General features: G+C 57.2%; 23 protein-coding genes. 5 read left to right on the forward strand and 18 right to left on the reverse strand.

Annotated features, from left to right (window positions below):
• Nucleotides 1-20 precede the first annotated feature (20 nt).
• A complete protein-coding gene (locus V6942_RS04735; RefSeq protein WP_333500860.1) occupies nucleotides 21-995 on the forward strand; it encodes an aldo/keto reductase in 975 nt (324 codons plus the stop codon).
• Between the two features lie 107 nt (nucleotides 996-1,102).
• Here the strand turns inward: V6942_RS04735 and pgpA are convergent, their stop codons facing one another.
• The 6 genes from pgpA to nrdR all read right to left on the reverse strand — a co-directional run bounded on the left by pgpA (nucleotide 1,103) and on the right by nrdR (nucleotide 5,186).
• Entirely contained in the window at nucleotides 1,103-1,600 is a 498-nt protein-coding gene (gene pgpA / locus V6942_RS04740) for a phosphatidylglycerophosphatase A (protein WP_106928032.1), read from the reverse strand.
• Nucleotides 1,587-2,561, reverse strand: coding sequence for a thiamine-phosphate kinase (gene thiL, locus V6942_RS04745; RefSeq protein ID WP_106928034.1), 975 nt, complete (start codon nucleotides 2,559-2,561; stop codon nucleotides 1,587-1,589). Before thiL ends, pgpA begins: the two co-directional genes overlap by 14 nt.
• A gap of 73 nt (nucleotides 2,562-2,634) precedes the next feature.
• Nucleotides 2,635-3,054 (reverse strand): transcription antitermination factor NusB, encoded by a 420-nt coding sequence (nusB, locus tag V6942_RS04750; protein WP_064547866.1) that lies wholly within the window; start codon nucleotides 3,052-3,054, stop codon nucleotides 2,635-2,637.
• A gap of 19 nt (nucleotides 3,055-3,073) precedes the next feature.
• Entirely contained in the window at nucleotides 3,074-3,544 is a 471-nt protein-coding gene (ribE, locus tag V6942_RS04755) for a 6,7-dimethyl-8-ribityllumazine synthase (protein WP_001021161.1), read from the reverse strand.
• A gap of 85 nt (nucleotides 3,545-3,629) precedes the next feature.
• A complete protein-coding gene (ribD, locus tag V6942_RS04760; RefSeq protein ID WP_182929394.1) occupies nucleotides 3,630-4,733 on the reverse strand; it encodes a bifunctional diaminohydroxyphosphoribosylaminopyrimidine deaminase/5-amino-6-(5-phosphoribosylamino)uracil reductase RibD in 1,104 nt (367 codons plus the stop codon).
• Nucleotides 4,734-4,736: 3 nt separating this feature from the next.
• A complete protein-coding gene (nrdR, locus tag V6942_RS04765; protein ID WP_061282153.1) occupies nucleotides 4,737-5,186 on the reverse strand; it encodes a transcriptional regulator NrdR in 450 nt (149 codons plus the stop codon).
• Between the two features lie 150 nt (nucleotides 5,187-5,336).
• On the opposite strand from nrdR, the gene V6942_RS04770 reads away from it, so the two are divergent.
• Together V6942_RS04770 and V6942_RS04775 are read left to right on the forward strand one after the other, a co-directional pair.
• The gene (locus V6942_RS04770; protein WP_106928038.1) at nucleotides 5,337-5,879 is read left to right on the forward strand and encodes a DUF3251 domain-containing protein; all 543 of its coding nucleotides are present in this window, start codon (nucleotides 5,337-5,339) and stop codon (nucleotides 5,877-5,879) included.
• 306 nt (nucleotides 5,880-6,185) lie between these two features.
• Nucleotides 6,186-7,049 carry a nucleoside-specific channel-forming protein Tsx gene (locus V6942_RS04775; RefSeq protein ID WP_106928040.1) on the forward strand — a complete coding sequence of 288 codons (864 nt, stop codon included), beginning with the start codon at nucleotides 6,186-6,188 and terminating at the stop codon, nucleotides 7,047-7,049.
• A gap of 89 nt (nucleotides 7,050-7,138) precedes the next feature.
• Here V6942_RS04775 and V6942_RS04780 read toward each other — a convergent pair whose 3' ends face one another.
• From V6942_RS04780 to queA, 7 genes are all read right to left on the reverse strand, one after another.
• Nucleotides 7,139-7,246 (reverse strand): type I toxin-antitoxin system toxin Ldr family protein, encoded by a 108-nt coding sequence (locus V6942_RS04780; RefSeq protein WP_035895150.1) that lies wholly within the window; start codon nucleotides 7,244-7,246, stop codon nucleotides 7,139-7,141.
• Nucleotides 7,247-7,544: 298 nt separating this feature from the next.
• Complete coding sequence (gene yajD, locus V6942_RS04785) at nucleotides 7,545-7,892, reverse strand: HNH nuclease YajD (protein WP_035895149.1); 348 nt, start codon at nucleotides 7,890-7,892, stop codon at nucleotides 7,545-7,547.
• A gap of 116 nt (nucleotides 7,893-8,008) precedes the next feature.
• On the reverse strand, nucleotides 8,009-8,980 hold the full coding sequence (gene secF, locus V6942_RS04790) for a protein translocase subunit SecF (RefSeq protein WP_182929396.1): 972 nt from the start codon (nucleotides 8,978-8,980) through the stop codon (nucleotides 8,009-8,011).
• Nucleotides 8,981-8,990: 10 nt separating this feature from the next.
• Nucleotides 8,991-10,838, reverse strand: a complete 1,848-nt coding sequence (gene secD / locus V6942_RS04795) for a protein translocase subunit SecD (RefSeq protein WP_106928044.1) — start codon at nucleotides 10,836-10,838, stop codon at nucleotides 8,991-8,993.
• Between the two features lie 27 nt (nucleotides 10,839-10,865).
• On the reverse strand, nucleotides 10,866-11,198 hold the full coding sequence (yajC, locus tag V6942_RS04800; protein ID WP_002890398.1) for a preprotein translocase subunit YajC: 333 nt from the start codon (nucleotides 11,196-11,198) through the stop codon (nucleotides 10,866-10,868).
• 22 nt (nucleotides 11,199-11,220) lie between these two features.
• On the reverse strand, nucleotides 11,221-12,348 hold the full coding sequence (tgt, locus tag V6942_RS04805; protein WP_106928046.1) for a tRNA guanosine(34) transglycosylase Tgt: 1,128 nt from the start codon (nucleotides 12,346-12,348) through the stop codon (nucleotides 11,221-11,223).
• A gap of 55 nt (nucleotides 12,349-12,403) precedes the next feature.
• Nucleotides 12,404-13,474, reverse strand: a complete 1,071-nt coding sequence (gene queA, locus V6942_RS04810) for a tRNA preQ1(34) S-adenosylmethionine ribosyltransferase-isomerase QueA (RefSeq protein WP_106928048.1) — start codon at nucleotides 13,472-13,474, stop codon at nucleotides 12,404-12,406.
• Nucleotides 13,475-13,565: 91 nt separating this feature from the next.
• Between queA and acpH the strand changes: the two genes are divergently transcribed.
• Both acpH and V6942_RS04820 read left to right on the forward strand, forming a co-directional pair.
• The gene (acpH, locus tag V6942_RS04815; RefSeq protein WP_106928050.1) at nucleotides 13,566-14,147 is read left to right on the forward strand and encodes an ACP phosphodiesterase; all 582 of its coding nucleotides are present in this window, start codon (nucleotides 13,566-13,568) and stop codon (nucleotides 14,145-14,147) included.
• A gap of 171 nt (nucleotides 14,148-14,318) precedes the next feature.
• A complete protein-coding gene (locus V6942_RS04820) occupies nucleotides 14,319-14,921 on the forward strand; it encodes a peroxiredoxin C (RefSeq protein ID WP_333500861.1) in 603 nt (200 codons plus the stop codon).
• Between the two features lie 47 nt (nucleotides 14,922-14,968).
• Here the strand turns inward: V6942_RS04820 and V6942_RS04825 are convergent, their stop codons facing one another.
• From V6942_RS04825 to V6942_RS04845, 5 genes are all read right to left on the reverse strand, one after another.
• The gene (locus tag V6942_RS04825) at nucleotides 14,969-16,363 is read right to left on the reverse strand and encodes a DUF3999 domain-containing protein (protein ID WP_333500862.1); all 1,395 of its coding nucleotides are present in this window, start codon (nucleotides 16,361-16,363) and stop codon (nucleotides 14,969-14,971) included.
• Nucleotides 16,350-18,986 (reverse strand): DUF2339 domain-containing protein, encoded by a 2,637-nt coding sequence (locus tag V6942_RS04830; protein ID WP_333500863.1) that lies wholly within the window; start codon nucleotides 18,984-18,986, stop codon nucleotides 16,350-16,352. The genes V6942_RS04825 and V6942_RS04830 overlap by 14 nt, the downstream gene beginning before the upstream one ends.
• A 136-nt stretch (nucleotides 18,987-19,122) precedes the next feature.
• Nucleotides 19,123-20,991 carry an amidohydrolase gene (locus tag V6942_RS04835; protein WP_333500864.1) on the reverse strand — a complete coding sequence of 623 codons (1,869 nt, stop codon included), beginning with the start codon at nucleotides 20,989-20,991 and terminating at the stop codon, nucleotides 19,123-19,125.
• 20 nt (nucleotides 20,992-21,011) lie between these two features.
• Nucleotides 21,012-21,554, reverse strand: a complete 543-nt coding sequence (locus V6942_RS04840; protein ID WP_333500865.1) for an antibiotic biosynthesis monooxygenase — start codon at nucleotides 21,552-21,554, stop codon at nucleotides 21,012-21,014.
• 58 nt (nucleotides 21,555-21,612) lie between these two features.
• On the reverse strand, nucleotides 21,613-22,102 hold a 490-nt coding region (locus tag V6942_RS04845; protein WP_333500866.1), incomplete at its 5' end, for an isochorismatase family protein.

Genomic DNA, 22,102 nt, shown 5'->3' on the forward strand with positions numbered 1-22,102 from the left:
CCGCTAGCAGGAGCTGATTCATGCAATACGATACCTTAGGACACACTGGCCTTCGGGTCTCTCGTCTCTGCCTTGGCTGTATGACATTCGGCGAACCGGATCGGGGTAAGCATGCCTGGACGCTGCCGGAAGACAGCAGCCGCCCGATCATCCAGCGCGCACTGGAAGGCGGCATTAACTTTTTCGACACCGCCAACAGCTATTCCGACGGCAGCAGCGAGGAGATTGTCGGCCGCGCGCTGCGCGATTTTGCCCGCCGTGATGACGTGGTGGTGGCCACCAAGGTTTACCATCAGGTTGGCGATCTTGAAGAAGGCCTCTCCCGCGCACAAATACTCCGCTCGATCGACGACAGCCTCCGCCGCCTTGGTATGGAGTACGTCGACCTGCTGCAAATCCACCGCTGGGACTACCGCACGCCCATAGAAGAGACGCTGGAAGCGCTGGACGCCGTGGTGAAGTCGGGTAAAGCACGGTTTATCGGCGCGTCATCGATGCACGCCCGCCAGTTCGCCCACGCGCTGGCGTTGCAAAAAACCAACGGCTGGACGCCGTTTGTCACCATGCAGGATCACTACAACCTGATTTACCGGGAAGAAGAACGCGATATGCTGCCGCTGTGCGCTCAGGAAGGCGTGGCGGTTATTCCGTGGAGCCCGCTGGCGCGCGGTCGTCTGACGCGGCCGTGGGGAGAAACCACCGCGCGGCTGGTGTCCGATGAGTTTGGGCAAACGCTGTACAGCGCCACGGAAGAGAATGACGAGCAGATCGCGGGGGAGCTCGAACGCGTGGCCGAAGAGGTCGAGGCGAGCCGGGCGCAGACGGCGCTGGCGTGGCTATTGAGTAAACCTGGCGTGGCAGCGCCGATTATTGGCGCATCGCGTGAAGATCAGCTCGATGAGCTGCTGAATGCGGTGGATATTACGCTGACGCCGGAGCAGATTGCATCGATGGAAGCGCCGTATCAGCCGCATCCTGTGGTGGGATTTAAGTAGGCCTGATAAGCGCAGCGCCATCAGGCTTCCCGCTGCGTTGCCGGATAACGGCTTCGCCTTATCCGGCCAACAGGACCACAGGACTACAGGACTACAGGACTACAGGACTACAGGAGGTGGTGCCCCACCACGTACAAAATCCCCGCCGAAATCACCCCGGCGACGATATCATCGATCATGATCCCCATCCCACCGTGGACGTTACGGTCAAACCAGCGGATCGGCCACGGCTTCCACATGTCGAAAATACGGAACACCACAAACCCGGCCAATACCCACTGCCAGGTCATCGCCGGGATGGCCATCAGGGTGATCCACATTCCAATAAACTCGTCCCACACGATGCTGCCGTGATCGTGGGTCCCCATATCTCGCGCCGTGCGGCGGCATATGTAGACACCGATACAGATGCCAAACATCACCACCAGAGAGTAGATCTGTAGCGGCAGAAACGTCAGCAGATACCAGAACGGGATCGCGGCAATTGAGCCCATCGTTCCCGGCACTATCGGGCTCAGGCCGCTGCCGAACCCGGTAGCAAGCAGGTGCCACGGGTTGCGTAAATTCAGGCGGCTTTTCGCAATATCGTTCTTAGCCAAAATGATCGTACCCCTTCCAGTCCAGCGTTATCGCCTTTCCATCCTGTGTGAAATGCATACCTTCAACATCGGCGCTAATCTGCCCAATGCAGGTAAACGCGGTGCCTAACTGACCCAGAGCCACTTCCAGCGCACCGCGGTTCAGCTCCGGTACGGTAAAGCACAGCTCATAGTCTTCACCACCGGACAGCGCCCAGCGGCAGGCTTGCTCCGGCGAAGCGTGACGACGCAGCGCGTCAGAGTACGGCATCGCGTCAAGATCAATACGCGCGCCAAGCCCCCCGCTTGCTTTAAGGATATGCCCCAAATCAGAAATCAGCCCATCGGAAAGATCGATAGCGGCGCTGGCGAGATCGCGCAATGCCTGACCTTGCAGTACGCGCGGCGTTGGCCGCAGGTGGCGCTGGCGCAGATACGCAGCGTCGTCAGCGTTATCTATCGTCAGTTGGTTAAGGATCAGCGCCAGCCCCGCGGCGCTATCGCCCGGCGTACCGGTCACGTAGATCCAGTCCCCCGGTTTCGCTCCCGAACGCTTCAGCGCGCGGCCTACCGGCACGTAGCCGTGGATACCCAGCGTCATCGACAGCGGCCCTTTGGTGGTATCGCCACCGATCAGCTGCATATCGTAGTAGCTCAGCTGTTCAAACAGGCTGTCGCTGAAGGCTGCCAGCCACGTTTCATCCACTTCAGGAAGAGTTAAGGCTAGCGTCAACCACGCAGGATCCGCGCCCATTGCCGCCAGATCGCTGACGTTTACCGCGAGCGCTTTATACGCGAGATCGGCCGGATCGATATCAGGGAGGAAATGATTGCCCGCCACCAGCGTGTCGGTGCTGATAGCCAGCGTCTGTTTTTCAGGAATATTGAGTAATGCGCAGTCGTCGCCGATGCCGGTTTCTACGTCGAGACGGGCGTTGCGTACTCGGTCAAAATAACGGGCAATCAGGGAAAATTCGCCGCATGCCATACGTTATGCCTCAGCAGAAGGATAAAACAAGGCCGGGGGGATGGCGTATGCCACCCGCGCGCCGGCCTGGAGATTACTTTTTGTGGGGACGAATTGCAGGAGCGGCTTTATCCAGCACGCCGTTGACGAACTTGTGGCTGTCTTCAGCACCGAAGGTTTTCGCCAGCTCGATCGCTTCGTTGATGGCCACTTTGTACGGCACATCGTCACGTTTTGACAGTTCGAACAGCGCAATGCGCAGTACGGCTTTTTCCACCTGGCCCAGCTCATCGAGCAGACGGGACAGGTACGGCTTCATCAATCCATCGAGGTACGCGCTGTTAGTCGCCACCCCGGACAGCAGTTCACGGAAGTACAGGACGTCAACGTCTTTCACGTCTTGTTCCGCCAGGAACTGGTATTCAACATCGGCGATGTCGTTCTGGGACAACTGCCAGGAGTAAAGCGCCTGGACGGCACACTCACGGGCGCGGCGACGAGCAGCAGGTTTCACGGATTTCCCCTTACAAAAATCAGGCCTTGATGGCTTTCAATACATTAATCATTTCAAGCGCGGTCAGTGCAGCTTCTGCACCTTTGTTACCGGCTTTTGTGCCAGCACGTTCGATGGCTTGTTCAATACTTTCGGTGGTCAGAACACCAAAGGCTACCGGGATTTCGCTGTCCTGAGCGACGTGCGCCAGGCCATTGCTTGCCCCGCCAGCGACATATTCGAAGTGCGCCGTGCCGCCACGGATAACCGTACCCAGCGCGATCACTGCATCGTATTTACCGGTTTTAGCCAGTGCGCCAGCCGCCAGCGGCAGTTCATAAGCACCTGGAACCCAAACAACGGTGATGTTTTCATCTTTAACCTGACCAATGCGCTTCAGGGCGTCGATAGCACCTTCCAGCAGGCTGTCATTGATAAAGTTGTTGAAACGCGCGATGGTGATGGCGACGCGAGCGTCCGGGGTAGCAACGTTAGCTTCAATAATGTTCATACTCTTCCTTTGGGTTCATTTGCCCCGCAGGGGGGCGGATTTTATCATAATATTCTGGGCGCTGCTTCCTCTAATTGGGAAAGCCTCACGCAGTGGTTAAATGCAGGCAAACATCCGGGCCTACCTGTCGTATCTCATTGAATTTGAAATGGGGCGCATCGGCCAGTTTCTCAAGGCCTGGCAGCACACATAATCCGCGAGCATCGCTACCTAACAGTTTAGGCGCGATATAGACGATAAGCTCGTCCACCAGCCCGGCCTGAATCAGCGCGCCGGCAAGCGTCGGGCCCGCCTCCACCCAAATGCTGTTAATTTGCTGTTTACCCAGCTGCATCATCATCAGCACCAGGTCAAGATGACCGTTATGCTCCGGCACCTTCAGCGTCTGCACACCTTCCGGCCAGATGCGGCTGTCGCCCGTGGTGCGGGCAAACAGGGTTTCACCCGGCTGATGCACAATCCGGTGCTCCGGCGTCACGCGGTTGCCGCTGTCGATAACAATACGCAGCGGCTGGCGCAGGTTCTCCTGCGGGTAGCGCGCCTGAGTTTGCGTATCCAGTTCATCCCAGCGCACAGTCAGCGCCGGATCGTCTGCCAGCACCGTGGCGCTGCTGGTTAAAATCGCGTGACTCTCCGCGCGCAGGCGCTGCACGTCACGACGCGCCTGTGGCGAGGTGATCCACTGACTTTCACCGCTGGCCATCGCCGTGCGACCGTCGAGCGATGCCCCGAGTTTGAGCTGGACGAACGGGAAGCCGGTACGCATCCGCTTGAGGAAACCTTTATTCAGCGCCTCGGCCTCGCTCATCATCAGCCCGTGGCTGACTTCAATGCCGGCCTGCTGCAAGCGGTATAGGCCTCGCCCAGCAACCTGCGGGTTTGGATCCTGCATCGCGGCGACGACGCGGGAAACGCCTGCCGCAATCAGCGCATCGCAGCACGGCGGCGTACGACCATGGTGGCTGCACGGCTCCAGCGTCACATAGGCGGTGGCGCCTTTGGCTTTGTCACCCGCCATGCGCAGCGCGTGTACTTCCGCATGCGGCTCCCCGGCGCGGTAATGGTAGCCTTCACCGACGATTTCACCCTGATTGACAATCACGCAGCCAACTCGCGGGTTGGGATGGGTGGTAAAGCGACCGCGCTGCGCCAGCTTGAGCGCCCGCGCCATGTACATTTCATCGTGCATAGCTTAGTCCTGTAAGCGGGCGATTTCCTCGCCGAACTCTTTGATATCTTCAAAGCTGCGGTACACCGACGCAAAGCGGATGTAGGCCACTTTATCCAGCTTTTTCAGCTGCTCCATGACCAGATTACCCAGCAGCTTGCTAGGTACTTCACGCTCGCCGGTCGCGCGCAGGTGCGATTTAATATGATTAATCGCCATTTCTACGTCATCGGCGCTCACCGGGCGCTTTTCCAGCGCTCTGAGCATACCGCTGCGCAGCTTGTCTTCGTTGAACGGTTCGCGCACGTCGTTACTTTTTACCACGCGCGGCATCACCAGTTCAGCCACCTCAAAGGTGGTGAAACGTTCGTTACACACCAGGCATTGCCGACGGCGGCGAACGGAGGAACCTTCTCCCACAAGACGGGAGTCAATCACTTTAGTGTCTACGGCGAAACAGAATGGGCAGTGCATACGACGTCCTGACGATGAGGGTTGATAAAACCTATTTTACCCTGAACTGCGATGACAACAAAGGCAGCTGTTTTTGAGACAATGGATCGATGCGATAAACCGCATTGCGCGCTAACATTGCGTTATCCCGAAAAGAAGGAAACAGACAGAATGACAAGACGTTACCTAAGAATAGCCCTGCTGGGAAGCCTCGTCAGCCTGAGCGCCTGCGCGCAGCAGTCGGAAGTGAGGCAAATGCACCAGAGCATTAGCGCATTGAGCAGCGAGATGACGCAGCTTAACAAAGAAACGGTGAAGATTACCCAGCAAAACGCGCTGAATGCAAAATCGACCCAGGGCGCGTATCTGCTGCCGGGCGCCAACACGCCGGCTCGACTGAATAGCCAGATTGGCACGCTGCGTATGTCGTTGCGTAACGTCGCCGCTAACGCCCAGGGCACGGCGTTAACGCTGCGTATTCAAGGGGAATCCAACGATCCGCTTCCGGCGTTTACCGGCACCGTCGAATGGGGACAGATCCAGGGCACGACCGAACGCTATCAGGAAGTGAACGTACAGAATCAGCTGTTCTCCGCCCCGGCTAGCGTGCTGGCACCCAGCGACGTCGATATTCCTCTGCAGCTGAATGGCGTCACGCCAGATCAACTGGGCTTCGTCCGTATTCACGACGTCCAGCCCGCCGGCGTACAGTAATCTTTTACCCGGCGCTGTAAACGATAAACGCGTTATAGCGCCGCCCTCAGCGATGCCCTCTTCCTTTACACTGCCCATGCTTTGCGTATGTAAACATTTGCAATAATTCACTCCATAAGTACAATCCCCGCGTCTAAACTACGCAAACGTGAACGCAATCGATTACGCGTTTGAAAAATGTGTGAAGTGTGACTGATTTTCGTGAGCAAGGATTCATATAATAGGCTCGCAGAAACATGAAACATTTAGAAAAGCTTCGGTGATAAAAATCACTCTCTTTCGAATTTTTTTATTAGTGGCATAAATATGAAAAAAACATTACTGGCAGCCGGTGCCGCGCTGGCGCTTACCGCATCTTTCACTGCTAACGCAGCAGGCGACTCTCAGCCGCAGTATGTCTCTGACTGGTGGCATCAGAGCGTAAACGTGGTAGGTAGCTACCACACCCGTTTCTCCCCGAAACTGAACAACGACGTTTATCTGGAGTACGAAGCCTTCGCCAAGAAAGACTGGCTGGACTTCTACGGCTATATCGATATTCCGAAAACCTTCGACTGGGGTAACGGCAACGATAAAGGCGTATGGTCTGACGGCTCCCCGCTGTTCATGGAGATCGAGCCGCGCTTCTCTATCGATAAGCTGACCGGCGCCGACCTGAGCTTCGGCCCGTTCAAAGAGTGGTATATCGCCAACAACTACATCTACGATATGGGTGACAACAAGGCCAGCCGCCAGAGCACCTGGTATATGGGTCTGGGTACCGATATCGACACCGGCCTGCCAATGAGCCTGTCCATGAACGTGTATGCTAAATACCAGTGGCAGAACTACGGCGCAGCGAACGAAAACGAGTGGGACGGCTACCGCTTCAAAGTGAAATACTTTGTACCGATTAGCGACCTGTGGGGCGGCAAGCTGAGCTACATCGGCTTCACCAACTTCGACTGGGGTTCAGACCTGGGCGATGAACCAAACCGTACCAGCAACTCTATCGCGTCCAGCCATATCCTGGCGCTGAACTACGATCACTGGCACTACTCTGTTGTTGCCCGTTACTTCCATAACGGCGGCCAGTGGCAGGGTGGCAATACCCTGAACTGGGGCGAAGGCGACTTCAACGCGAAGTCTACCGGTTGGGGTGGTTACCTGGTTGTAGGTTACAACTTCTAAGTTCGACACCGCAAAAAAGGCCAGAGGCTACCCTCTGGCCTGTTTCGGGCGCATGCTACCACGCAGGCGGCAGGTTCGCCCACCTCACCTTATCTCTGACTATGCCACCAGCCTAAAAACAGACCTGTCGCAATACCGACCAGCGTTGGTGCTGCCAGATCGTGCCAGACAATAATGCAAACTTCCGTGAGCGTCATACAGCCGCCTTGGTTGCAATGGCAACGGTTCGCGGCTATCCTCAACTTGTCTAGAGATAGGATTGCCCCCGTTATGTTGCCGGTTTATACCAAACAACGTGCGGGGGTTTTCTCTTTCCAGCGACAAGGCCACCGGGGATCAAGCCCCCGCAACATTGCGCCTCACCGGGTACACCCGGCTTGCCGCCGATTCTACGCTTATCACGGCTATCTGCATGACTTTAAAACGAAAAAATCCCAATCTTGCGATCGGGATTCCAGCGATGATGTATGCGTTACAGCGCACCCGCGGTGCCGCTTATTTCTTTTTGTTCAGCATCGCTTTCAGGTCAGCAAACGGGTTATAGGTCGCTTCACCGACATCTTTCTGCGCATCTTCCCCGGCCACCACCGTTGAACCGTACTGGTCCGCCTCGGTATATTTTGAGTGCTCGTGATCGTGGCAGAACAGGCACAGAAGCTCCCAGTTGCTGCCATCTTCCGGGTTATTGGTATGGTCGTGATCCATATGATGAACCGTCAGCTCACGCAGGTTGGAGTAGACGAACTCGCGCGAGCAGCGCCCGCACACCCACGGGAACAGTTTCAGCGCTTTTTCACGGTAGCCGCTTTCCAGCCGCACGTAGTTTTTTGGGATGATGGCCATAATGACTCGATATGTCGTGTTCAAGGTAAGGGAATACGCACAGTCTAAATGGGCAATAAAAAAGCCGCAACACCCTACGGCGTTGCGGCTTTTATTCGTGCCCTGAGTGCGGCAGATTACGGCAGAATAGACGGCTGATCCGCCCCTTCTTTCTCGACTTTCTGCTGCAGCATGTGCTCGCGCTTCATACCCAGCTTCAGCGCCAGCGCCGATGCCACGTAGATAGACGACGCAGTACCGATGGAAACACCGATCAGCATCGTCAGCGAGAAGCCTTCCAGTACCGGACCACCGAAGAGGTACAGCATCAGAATGACCACTAACGTGGTACCGGAGGTAATCAACGTACGGTGCAGCGTCTGGGTCAGCGACACGTTAAAGATTTCGTAAGGCGTACCGCGACGAATCTTGCGGAAGTTCTCACGAATACGGTCAGATACCACGATACTGTCGTTGAGCGAGTAGCCGATGACCGACATCAAAGAGGCCACGATGGTCAGGTCAATCTCAATCTGGAACAGCGACAGGATCCCAAGCGTGATGATCACGTCGTGCGCCAGCGAGATAACGACCCCCGCCGCCAGTCGCCACTCAAAGCGGAAACCGACGTACACCAGGATAGAGATCAGCGCCACCAGCAGCGCCATCGCGCCGGTTTGCGCCAGATCGGCCCCTACGCTAGGCCCGACGAACTCAATACGCTTCACCGCGGCGTTCTGGTTGGTGGACTCGTTAATCACGCTCAGCACCTTGCTGCCCAACACCTGGCCGCCGTCCGCCCCTTTTGTAGGCGGCATACGTACCATAATGTCATGGCTGCTACCGAAGTTCTGCAGAAGCGGGTCAACAAAGCCCGCTTTCTCCAGCGCATCGCGCATCACGTCCATCTCAGCCGGTTTTTCCAGCGTGATTTCAATCACCGTACCACCGGTGAAATCGAGACCCCAGTTAAAGCCGCGTACGCCCATCACGACGATGGCCGCAATCAGCAAGACGCCAGAGATGCCGAAAGCCCAGTAGTCCCAGCGCATAAAGTCATAGACTTTACGGCCGTGGTTCAATTGTTCAACAGTATATTCCTGTGCCACATCGCACTCCTCAGATTGACAGCTTGTTGATGCGTTTGCCGCCATACAACAGGTTTACGATGGCACGAGTACCTACAATCGCGGTAAACATCGACGTTGCAACACCGATACCGGTCGTAATCGCGAACCCTTTAATGGCACCGGTACCGACTGCGTACAGGATCAGAACTTTAATCAGCGTCGTGATGTTCGCATCGAAGATGGAACTGAACGCGCCGGCATAGCCCTCGTTGATCGCCTGCTGGACCGAACGCCCGTTGCTCAACTCTTCTTTGATACGTTCGTTGATCAGAACGTTAGCATCGACCGCAACGGCAAGGGTTAACACAATCCCCGCTATCCCCGGCATACTCAACGTTGCGCCAGGCAGCAGTGACATGATACCGACGATCAGCACCAGGTTAGCAATCAGCGCGCTGGTCGCAATCAGACCGAACTTCTTATAGAAGAAGATCATAAACAGGATAGAGACCACCAGGCCGGCCAGACAGGCTTCCAGGCCCTGCTTGATGTTCTGCATACCCAGCGTTGGGCCGATGGTACGCTCTTCCACAATCTGGATTGGCGCAATCAACGCACCCGCGCGCAGCAGCAGCGACAGCTGACGTGCTTCATTCGGGTTGCCGATACCGGTGATACGGAAGCTGTTACCCAGGCGAGACTGGATGTTGGCGATGTTAATCACCTCTTCCTGTTTCACCAGCACGGCGCGGCCGTTGGCGTCCTTCTTACCGCTGTCTTTGTACTCCACGAACAGGGTCGCCATCGGCTTACCGATGTTGTCCTTAGTGAAGTTAGACATGATGTTACCACCCGCGCTATCGAGTGAGATGTTCACCTGCGGCTGGTTGTACTCATCCTGGCTCGAAGTGGAGTCGGTGATATGGTCACCGGTCAGAATCACACGCTTGTACAGCACAACCGGCTGGCCTTCGCGGGTGTTTTTCACTTCAGAGTCGCCCGGCACGCGGCCAGATGCGGCAGCCGCCTGATCGACGTTGGTATTGACCAGACGGAATTCCAGCGTCGCGGTCGCGCCCAGAATCTCTTTGGCTCGCGCCGTATCCTGAATACCCGGCAGCTCAACCACAATGCGGTCAGCACCCTGACGCTGAACTACTGGCTCAGCAACGCCCAACTGGTTAACACGGTTACGCAGAATGTTAATGTTCTGCTGAACCGCGTACTCACGCGCTTCGCTCAGACGAGCGTCGGTCATGACCGCACGCAGCGCTGTACTTCCCTGCGCGCTAATCACCATATCGCGGTGACGCGGGGTCAGGTACGCAATCGCCTGGTCGCGAGCGTTAGCGTCACGGAACGTAATGCTCAGACCGTAGTTGTCTTCTTTACGAACGTTGGAATACGGGATGTTTTTCTCACGCAGATCGCTGCGCAGACTGTCGATATTTTGTTCCTGCAGCTTGCCCAACGCGGTGTCCATATCCACTTCCATCAGGAAGTGAACGCCACCACGCAGATCAAGACCGAGCTTCATCGGCTCTGCGTGAATCGCAGCCAGCCAGCGCGGCGTTGCCGGAGCAAGGTTAAGCGCCACGACATATTTGTCACCCAGTACGCTCATCAACGCTTCACGCGCGCGCAGCTGGATGTCGGTGGTGTCGAAGCGCGCAAGAATTGCGCCCTCTTCCAGTGCCACAGACTTAGCGGTAATTTTTTCTTCTTGTAACGTTTTCTGGACCTGGATCAGCGTTTGCTCACTGGCGGCGACACCGCGCACGCCAGTGATTTGAACGGCCGGATCCTCACCATACAGGTTGGGAAGTGCGTAAAGCAGGCCGACGATAATCACGACGACCAGCATGATGTACTTCCACAAAGGATAACGGTTTAACACGGCAGTTCCCTTTGGGAAAACGGAATATTACAGCGCCTTCATGGTGCCTTTCGGCAGAACGGCAGCTACGAAGTCACGTTTGATAACCACTTCAGTGGTGTCGTTCAGTGCGATAGCAATGTAGCCAGTTTCCGCTACTTTGGTCACACGACCTACCAGGCCACCGTTAGTCAGGACTTCATCGCCTTTTGCGATGGAGTTCATCAGATTTTTGTGCTCTTTGGTGCGCTTTTGCTGTGGACGCAGGATCATGAAGTAGAAAATCAGACCAAATACCACCAGCATCAGAATCAGAGACATCGGGCTGCCCTGCGCCGGAGCACCTGTTGCCGCTACCGCATCAGAAATAAAAAAGCTCATTAAATTTCCCTCATTATTAAAATTAATCAACGTTCAAAGGTGGAACGGAGCGCCCCTGACGTTGGTAAAAATCGGCCACGAAGCTCTCTAATTTACCCTCTTCAATAGCCTTGCGTAAACCAGCCATTAAGCGCTGGTAGTAACGAAGGTTATGAATGGTATTGAGGCGCGCGCCCAATATTTCGTTGCAACGGTCAAGATGATGCAAGTATGCACGTGAATAATTGCGACAAGTGTAGCAATCACACTCGGCATCGAGCGGGCTGGTATCGCTTTTATGCTTCGCATTGCGGATTTTCACCACGCCGTCGGTCACAAACAGGTGACCGTTACGGGCGTTACGCGTTGGCATGACGCAGTCAAACATATCGATACCGCGGCGTACGCCTTCAACCAGATCTTCCGGTTTGCCCACCCCCATCAGGTAGCGCGGCTTGTCGGCCGGAATCTGCGGGCAAACGTGCTCCAGAATACGGTGCATGTCTTCCTTCGGCTCGCCGACCGCCAAACCGCCGACAGCGTAGCCATCAAAGCCTATCTCTACCAGACCTTTCACGGAGATATCACGTAAATCTTCGTAAACGCTGCCCTGGATGATGCCAAACAGCGCATTTTTGTTACCCAGACCGTCAAAGCGGTCACGGCTGCGTTTTGCCCAGCGCAGAGACATCTCCATGGAGCGCTTCGCGTAGTCCCAGTCCGCCGGGTACGGCGTACATTCGTCGAAGATCATCACGATGTCGGAACCGAGATCGTACTGAATCTCCATGGATTTTTCCGGATCGAGGAAAATCGGATCGCCGTTGATCGGGTTGCGGAAATGCACGCCCTGCTCGGTGATCTTACGGATATCGCCCAGGCTAAAGACCTGGAAACCGCCGGAGTCGGTCAGGATTGGGCCTTTCCACTGCATGAAATCGTGCAGGTCGCCGTGCAGCTTCATGATTTCCTGACCCGGGCGCAGCCACAGGTGGAAGGTATTGCCGAGGATAATCTGCGCGCCGGTGGCTTCAACTTCTTCCGGCGTCATGCCTTTCACGGTGCCGTAAGTCCCCACCGGCATAAAAGCAGGCGTTTCCACTACGCCACGATCGAAAACCAGGCGGCCGCGGCGAGCGCGACCGTCTGTGGTGTCCAGTTCAAATTTCATCTTCACTCCTGCGTCAGAAAAACAGTCCGACGTTTTAAACACTCATGTCGCGGCGTTAATCCCCGACACGCTCAGAAATAGCCTGCGGATTGTACGTGATAAACATGGCATCACCGTAACTAAAAAAGCGATATTCCGCTTTTACGGCTTCATGATAGGCGTTCATGGTGTTTTTATAACCAGCAAACGCCGATACCAGCATAATCAGCGTTGATTCCGGCAGATGGAAGTTGGTGACCAGCGCATCAATCACCTGGTATTGATAGCCAGGGAAAATAAAGATTTGCGTATCGCCGAAGAAGGGCGCAATCAGTTCATCTTTTGCCGCCTGCGCTGCGCTTTCCAGCGAACGCACGGAGGTGGTGCCAACCGCCACCACGCGGTTGCCGCGCGCTTTCGCCGCCAGCACCGCATCCACCACGTCCTGCGGCACTTCCGCATATTCGGAGTGCATGATGTGATCTTCAATACTATCGACGCGCACCGGCTGGAAAGTGCCCGCACCCACGTGCAGCGTCACGAATGCCATCTCGATGCCTTTCTCACGAAGCCTGGCCAGCAGCGGCTCGTCAAAATGCAGACCCGCGGTCGGTGCAGCAACGGCGCCAGGCTTTTCGCTATAAACGGTTTGATACAGCTCGCGGTCGGCATCTTCGTCCGGGCGATCGATATACGGCGGCAGCGGCATATGGCCGATGGCGTTGAGGATATCCAGCACGCTGCGCGCATCGTCAAATTCCACTTCGAACAGCGCATCGTGGCGCGCAACCATCGTTGCTTTGATGCTCTCGTCGTCGCCCAGCAGCAGCTCGGCGCCCGGTTTCGGTGCTTTAGAGGCGCGAATATGTGCCAGAATACGTTTATCATCCAGCATACGCTCGACCAGCACTTCAATCTTGCCGCCGCTGGCTTTGCGGCCAAACAGGCGCGCCGGGATCACGCGGGTGTTGTTAAAGACCAGCAGATCGCCAGGGTTGAGCTTATCGAGCAAATCGGTGAAAGTACCGTGCGTCAGCGCGCCCGTTGGCCCGTCCAGAGACAGTAAGCGACAGCTGCTGCGCTCGGCCTGCGGGTAGTGGGCAATCAGGGATTCAGGTAATTCAAAGGAGAAATCGGTAACGCGCATGACTGTGACTCTGGGCTTAATAATGAGGCGGGTAGTCTAGTGCCGGGGCGTCGTCCCTGCAACCCTTACCCCTCTGGATAAAGAACAATCAATGAATTTTCTCGCACACCTGCACCTCGCACACCTCGCCGACAGTTCGCTGTCGGGAAATTTACTGGCCGATTTTGTGCGCGGCAACCCGCAGCAGGACTATCCCGCCGCGGTCGTTGACGGTATTCATATGCACCGACGCATTGACGTGATGACCGACAGCCTGCCGCAGGTGAAAGCGGCCCGTGAGTGGTTCCGTCCGCAAACGCGCCGCGTTGCCCCCATTTCGCTTGATGTCATGTGGGATCACTTTCTGTCGCGTCACTGGGCGCAAATTTCGCCGGATATCGCCCTTACCGACTTTGTGCACTATGCCCATGCGGAAGTTACCCACATTCTACCGCAGGCCCCGGCGCGTTTTATTACCCTCAACGAACACCTCTGGTCAGAGCGCTGGCTGGAGCGCTACAGCGACATGGATTTCATCCAACGCGTCCTCAACGGCATGGCCAGCCGCCGCCCTAAGCTCGACGCCCTGCGCGATTCATGGCACGACCTCGACGCCCATTATGCCGGGCTGGAAACCCATTTCTGGCAGTTTTACCCGCAAATGATGCTCAAAGCGAAAAACAAAGCGCTATAGCCCTTGCGCTATGACCAGGAACAGCTATGCTTATTCTTTTGGGAAAAATAAAATATTAATAGGCAAAACCTATCCAATTAATTGTCATAGCCTTTTTGTGTTAACCGCCTTCTCCCCCTATACTGGCCCGCGTTGCGTTCCATTAACCTTATAAATTCAAAGGAGAACCCCATGGTTCTGGTTACTCGTCAAGCGCCTGACTTCACCGCTGCAGCGGTACTGGGCAACGGTGAAATCGTTGAGAAATTCAATTTCAAACAGCACACCCAGGGTAAAGCCAGCGTTCTGTTCTTCTGGCCGATGGACTTCACCTTCGTCTGCCCGTCTGAGCTGATTGCCTTCGACAAACGTTACGAAGAGTTCCAGAAGCGCGGCGTTGAAGTGGTTGGCGTCTCTTTTGACTCCGAATTTGTTCACAACGCATGGCGTAACACCCCGGTCGACAAAGGCGGCATCGGTGCGGTGAAATACGCGATGGTGGCTGACGTTAAGCGTGAAATTCAGCAGGCTTACGGTATCGAGCACCCGGACGAAGGCGTTGCGCTGCGCGGTTCCTTCCTGATCGACGCTAACGGCATCGTGCGTCACCAGGTGGTTAACGACCTGCCGCTGGGCCGTAACATTGACGAAATGCTGCGTATGGTTGATGCGCTGCAGTTCCACGAAGAGCACGGCGAAGTGTGCCCGGCACAGTGGGAAAAAGGCAAAGAAGGTATGAACGCGTCTCCGGACGGCGTGGCGAAATACCTGAGCGAAAACGTCTCCAGCCTGTAATCGGTTGAATTGAAAAAAGGCTCGCCATGGCGAGCCTTTTTTATGGCTTAATCCGCACGTTCTTTTTTCACTTCCCGCCAGATTCGCCACGCCATAAACGCCAGCACGGCCACCCCAAGTATCAGTGCCCCCCACACCAGCAGCGTTTGCCACTGGCTTTGCTGTTCGCCAACCGACGTTGCCGTCAGCCGCGCGTCTCCGCCAAGCGTGACGTTATCGCCAGGAACCGCCCACGGAAGCTCGTTGATGGGCTGCGTTGTACGCAGCGAGGCCGGAATCAGTAAATCGAGCCCAACATCGGCCTGCTCTGCGGCCCGATTTCCCCACGCCAGCACATAGGGGCCTTTGCCCTGCGCGTTAAACACCAGTTGATAGCTGTCGCGCGCGCCGCTCAGCGCGGGGAGCGCCTGCGGTAATCGCGCGCTGACGGTTTTCATCCTGATGGCCTGAATACGTTGGCCGGAGAAAAGAATATCTTCTGCGCGTTTCCCCTCCAGACGATACAGCACGGTTTTTGTCAGCGGTTGCCAGGGCTCATTTTCATCGCTACGCCAGGCCAGCTCCACCGGCAGAACGCCTTCGCTGGCCAGATCGATACGTAGCGACGTCAGAGGCTGCGGCCGCGTCCAGCGCCAGATGGCTTCCTCATCCGATAGCCGCTCCCCCTGAGCCATTATCACGATCTGCTCTGACTCGGGTTCGTTTGCCTCAGCGATGGCGCTGACGCTGCGTAACGCCGGCGCCGGACTTTTCGCGTCGAAGATCACCAGCAGGTAGCGATTACCTTGCGCAGAGAGCGTCAGGCTGGCGCTGATAGTGTCCATTTTCAGACGATCGTTATCGCGCGTCAGATCCAGCAACGGCGCGTCTTCTTGCACAGGCCGCCAGTTACGCAAATCACGGCTGACATAAACTGAGGCTTTACCCTGCCAGCTCTGTGCCGGCGTCTCCCAGTTAAGCCGCAGCTTCGCCAGCGAAAGCGAGTCCGTCATCGCTTCAGGCAGCGTCAATAAAAAGCTCTGTCCAATGGCGCTGACGTCATCGCTTTGCAAATGAATTTCGACCCCGCTTTTGGCGCGAAAAACCAAAGACTCACCGCCGGTTCGTGCATCATCGCGCGGCGGGGCCAGCGACATATCGAGCGGAAACAGCCGCAGCGCTATCGCCTCTGGCGTCACGCTCCGGGTTTTCTGCGCCACCAGCGCGAACGGCACCGTATCCCCCTGATGGTTAAAGACCCGCACATCGCGCAAATCCGGCCAGGCGGTGCTCTGATAGACCGTTTGCGGAAGCGAAACGCGATACCACGGCGATGTGCCTGAGGTTTCCAGCACAACGCCTGACGCATAATCCGTAGGCGATTCCTGAACGCTTTCGCTGCTGAGCGCGGCCCCCGAGGCGGCGAGCAGCACGCCGCATAATGCCGCATTAATCCATTTCATTTTTCGTCTCCTCTTTGGGCGGTAACGGCGAAAAATACCCAACGATAAGCACCAGAATCGCCACGCCAATAAACGCAACGGCACGCGCCAGGCCGCCGCCGCGGGCGCTGTCTACCAGCATCAGCTTCACAATGACTATCCCGAGCAGTACGGCGCCACACAGCCATTCCCGACGGGAGCGACGCCGCGTCGCACGCAGCATAACGATCAACGCCGCCAGCATCCAGAACAGCGCGAAACAGGTCTGAATCAGCCGCGAATGCCACAGCGCCTCCACGTTCCAGGCCACTTCACCGTACCAGGCCAGCGAGCGCAGCAGGATGCCATTCAGCCACCAGAAGCTGAGCGACAGCAGCGCAACCAGCGGCCAGGGGCGGCATAGTGAAAGCGGCGTCGGGAAGTCGCGCTGTGAAACGCGATAAAACACGATCAGCCCCAGTAGCGCAAAAGCGGCCCCCTCTTCCAGCGGATTCACCAGCGGCAGCCAGCTCTGACGATAAACCACACCATCCTGCAAATTCGTCAGCACCAGCAGGATAACCAATGCCAGCGCAACCGGAATCATCGCCTGAGAAGCGTAGAGTGCTGGCCAGACGCGGAACGGCCATCGCTGACGATGAACCGCCTCATTGACGAGGAAGATAAGCAGGCCACCCGCGGCCATCATCAGGCCACTGCCCCACGCCGCCATGCCCCATGGCAGATCCTGCGTAAACCAGAACAGCTCCGTCGCCAGCGCCAGCAAAATCATCCAGAAAAGCGACAGGTGCGCCAGTCTCGACAAACGCGATGGCAAGGCTGCGGCATCACGCCAGAGCAGCGCCCCCGCCGCGGGTAAGGCCAGACACCAGGCCAGATTCTGCCAGCCCGCGGCAAAAATCACCTGCTGCGAAATCTGCGACATCAGCACCACCAGCATCGTCGGCCACAGCAGCCATTTACTGGCATCCAGCGCCCGCCATGCCAGACGTTCGGCGACCATCCGCCAGCCCCAGACCGATATTGCCATGAGCGCCAGTACGCCAGACAGCACCAGCGAGTCTTTTTTCAGCACCAGCTGCGATGCACCAATGAGCGCAACTATCCAGAAGATCAGGCCGCCAGCCAGCAGAATCCAACTGCCCTGGCGCTGAATATGACGCCACAGCCAGGCCGCGGCCAGCCAGCTGAGGCTAAGTACTGCGAAGATCAGCATCAGGGAAAGCGCAGACGTCCCGTTCATCTGCGCCCACAGCGCGCTGCCCACGGCCAGTACCAGCAGCGCCGTGCCGCTATAGCTCATTCGCCGCTGCTGCTGCTGAACGCCCAGCCAGAGGATGCCGAGACCTTCCAGCGCCCAGGCCATCGCCGTCCAGCGTGCTGAAAGCGCCAGCGGGATAGCGAGCGTGGTGAATACCCCGCCCAGCGCCAGCGCCGCCAGCACCAGCGGCCTTCCCAAAGCCGGATAGCGACGCAGTGCCAGCCAGGCTAACGCCAGATAGAAACCGCCGTAGCCTAGCGCGCTGAGCGCCGGGCCGTATTCCATATGCCGGGTGATAGCGTACTGCATACCAAAACCCATTAACGGCGGCGCAAACAACAGCACCCCATCAATAATCTGCTTACCTTTCTCCTGCGCACGTAGCGACAGCGCCACGCTCAGCACGCCAAAAAGGATCGTATTGGCTATCAGGAAAAGCTGGCAGCTCAGGTAATACTCCGGCCGATAGCCGTCGAGCCCCCAAATACCGCCAACGCCAAAGGTAAACAACAGGCCGAGGAGGTTAAGCTCCCGCCAGTGTTGCCAGATGCTAATCGCGAGAATACCGACGGAAAGCAGAAGGTAGAAAGAGAAGAGCGCCACATGGCTGCCGCCGCCGGTGGAAAGCAGCAGCGGTGCCAGATAACCGCCGAGGCTTGCCAGCATTGCGAGGCTAAGCGCTTTTTGTAAAATAGCCAGGCCCACGCTCGCCGCGCAAATGACCACCAGCAGCACGAAAGCCAGCGTGATTGGCAGCATCTGCCACAGCCGGAACGCCCCAAAGACGGTGAGATAGAGCGCCCCCGTCGCCCCGCCTTGCAGGATAAGCGCATACACCGGTTGCTTATGCCGCAGCCGCCATCCTACGACCAGCAGGACAATCGCAAACAGCGCCGCTGCCGCCAGGCGCAGCTCCAGCGGAAATAGGGAATGTTCAACCGTGTAACGCAGCAGGAAAGAAAGACCGAGGAAGAGCAGCAAAATCCCCAGCTTTGCCAGCGGGTTGCCTTGCATAAACCAGCGCACCAGGGACGACATGATTCCGCCAAAAGCGGATGGCTGTTGAGCAGATGGTTTAGGGATAGGCACCGTTTCCGTTTTAGGCTGCGCACGCCAGGGGTTTTCAGGCTCAGGGGCAACGTCGATAACGGGCGGCTTGTCAGGCATCGGCTCGGGCAGCACCGCTGCGGGTGCGACTGCCGCGGCCTGTGGCTGCGGCGCATTCGCCGCACCGCGCTGCTCAAGTTCGTCTATCCGACGGCGTAATAATGCCAGCTCTGCGCTAACGGCCGTGCTGCGCCGGAATGCAACAATCGCCAGAACCGGCACCACCACCAGCGCGAAGAATAGAACGATACAGCCAAGGGTTAGCAGTTCATCCATGTTTCCACCTTCACTGTCTATGGAAACAACAGAATGACACAAATTGTTGCATTTGTGCCATGTCTGTTAGCAAAGTGAACAGCGTTTTAGCAAAAAGAGACAGCCCCTACGCACGCGTAAGGGCTGGAAGAAAGGGTTAGAACGAGAAGCAGGAACAGCCCAGCGCGCCCCAGAACGCGCGATCGTCGGATACCGGCACGCCGGATTTACGCGCTAAGTCATGCTGGTGCCCGTGAACGCCGCAGCTCCCGCAGCACTGGTGCATCTGCACCACCGCGCCAAGATGCTCTGTTCCCGGAGGCGCAGAACGGTAGTGCCCCGGGACTTTCACCACCGGAGACCATTCCGGCAGGACCGGAATCGGCGGCGGTGCCAGCGGCGTAAAGTGCCCGGCGGCATACACCACGCGGCCATCGACGAGGGTCATCACCGACTCAATACCTTTAATTTCCTCTTCCGGTACGCTGAAGTAATCTTTCGACAACGTCACCAGATCCGCGAGCTGTCCAGCGGCGATACGGCCTTTTTTCCCCTGCTCGCTGGAGAACCAGGCGCTGCCTGCCGTCCAGAGTTCCAACGCCACATCACGCGGCAGTCGGTTTTCGTCGTCGTACATCGACATTCCGCCAACCGTGCGCCCGGACACCAGCCAGTACAGCGCCGTCCACGGGTTATAGCTTGCCACGCGGGTTGCGTCGGTCCCTAAGCCAACCGGGACCTCCATCTCCAGCATCTTCGCCACCGGCGGCGTATGTTTTACCGCATCTTTGCCGTAGCGATCGACAAAGTATTCCCCCTGGAACGCCATACGATGCTGCACCGCAATACCGCCGCCCAGCGCCTTCACGCGCTCGATATTACGCTCGGTAATGGTTTCTGCGTGGTCAAAGAACCAGTGCAGGCCGTTAAACGGAATATCACGGTTAACCTTCTCGAACACATCCAGCATGCGGCTGATGGATTCATCGTAGGTGGCATGCAGGCGGAACGGCCAGCGGTGTTCAACCAGATGGCGCACCACACGTTCCAGCTCATCTTCCATACCCGGCGGCAGGTCCGGTCGCGGCTGCAGGAAGTCCTCAAAATCGGCTGCCGAGAACACCAGCATTTCGCCCGCACCGTTGGCGCGATAGAAATCGGTGCCCTGGCCCGGCTTGAGCATATCGGTCCAGCGCTCAAAGTCGTCCAGCTCCTGCTTCGGACGCTGGGTAAACAGGTTATAAGCGATACGAATCGTCATCTGCTTGTTAGCATGCAGCTGTTCGATAATTTCGTAATCATCCGGGTAGTTCTGGAAACCGCCGCCAGCGTCAATGGCGCTGGTCAGCCCCAGACGGTTCAGCTCGCGCATAAATTGACGAGTGGAGTTAACCTGCTGCTCCAGCGGCAGCTTCGGCCCTTTCGCCAGCGTGGCGTAGAGGATCATGGCATTCGGTTTCGCGATCAGCATCCCGGTTGGGTTGCCGTTATTGTCGCGCACGATCTCGCCGCCCGCCGGTGCCGGCGTCTCTTTGGTGTAGCCTACGGCCTTCAGCGCCGCACGGTTAAGCAGCGCGCGATCGTACAGGTGCAGCACGAACACCGGGGTATCCGGCGCGGCATCGTTCAGCTCTTCCAGCGTCGGCATACGACGTTCGGCAAACTGGAACTCGCTCCAGCCGCCGACGACTCGCACCCACTGCGGCGACGGGGTACGGTCGGCCTGCGCTTTAAGCATCCGCAGCGCGTCAGCCAGCGACGGCACGCCTTCCCAGCGCAGCTCCAGGTTATAGTTCAGACCGCCGCGAATCAGATGCAGGTGCGAGTCGTTCAGCCCCGGGATCACCGTGTGACCGTGAAGATCGATAATTTGCGTGCCTTCGCCAGCGTAAGACATCATCTGCGCGTCGGTGCCGACGGCAAGGATCTTACCGTCGGCAATCGCCACCGCTTCGGCGCGGGGCTGTTGGCTATCCAGGGTATGAATCTGCCCCTGGGTTAAGATCAGTGTGGCTGTTTGTGACATAGCGTTCTCCTTGCGCCGGATCAGGCTTTTTTCAGCCAGCCGGCAAACAGGCGGGTCACGATGGGCATCCAGAGCCAGACCACCAGCGCGACCACACAGGCATCATTGATAAAATGCAGCAGCAGGGTTCCTTTGAACGACGGCAGAAGCGCGCCCGTTATCGCGGGCACCAGGTTAGTGCTCGGGAAAATCACCAGCAGGGTTATCAGGAACTGTTTCCAACGCTTAGGCTGGCGGACGTGCGCTGTCGGCGGCGTAAACCAGAATGCGGCTTCGGTACGCACTTCAGTGCGATCCCCTTCCGCCAGCAGTGGAGAAATGTCATCGACCAGCTTGCGACGCACGTCGGACTGAGTCCAGGCGTAAAGATGTTCGAGAGTATCGAAACGAATAATGATGTTCCACGCCGTCTGTCCGTCAACCGGGCGGATCACGTTTGCCCCCAGATGGCCGGGATAGTTCGCCGCAACCGGCATAATTTCGCCGAGCCAGGCTTCATACTGCGCGACGTGTTCAGGACGAATGGCGTGGGTGATGACCAGAGTGACGTGCTTTTGCGTCATGACGATAGGTTCCTTGCGCTTGCAATTCGGCGGGGTCACCCCCGCCGGTATCCTCACCTTAGGCTTTGCGCTCAGGAGCGCCATGCACCATGGTGTAAGCGTAGTCCACACCCATGCCATAGGCACCGCTGTGCTCGCGCACCAGATCCATCACCGCGTCGTAGGTCTCTTTACGCGACCAGTCGCGCTGGTACTCCAGCAGCACCTGCTGCCAGGTTACCGGCACGGCGCCAGCCTGCACCATACGGTCGATAGAGCGTTCATGCGCATCCACCGAGGTCCCGCCAGAGGTATCGGTGACAACGTACACTTCATATCCTGCTTCCAGCGCCATCAGTGCCGGGAAGGTCAGGCATACTTCGGTCCACAGCGCGGAAATAATCAGTTTTTTACGCCCGGTCGCTTCCACTGCTTTCACAAAAGCCGCATCTTCCCAGGAGTTCATCGAGGTGCGTTCGATAGGCTTAAGGAAGGTGCGAATAAGCAGGTCATTTCTTCCCAAGCTGACTCGCTGATTAAAATTTCGCGGATCTGGGCCGATTTTTTTC

Origin of the sequence: Kluyvera genomosp. 2, assembly GCF_036759865.1 — a bacterium.
Taxonomy (GTDB): Bacteria; Pseudomonadota; Gammaproteobacteria; order Enterobacterales; family Enterobacteriaceae; genus Kluyvera; species Kluyvera ascorbata_B.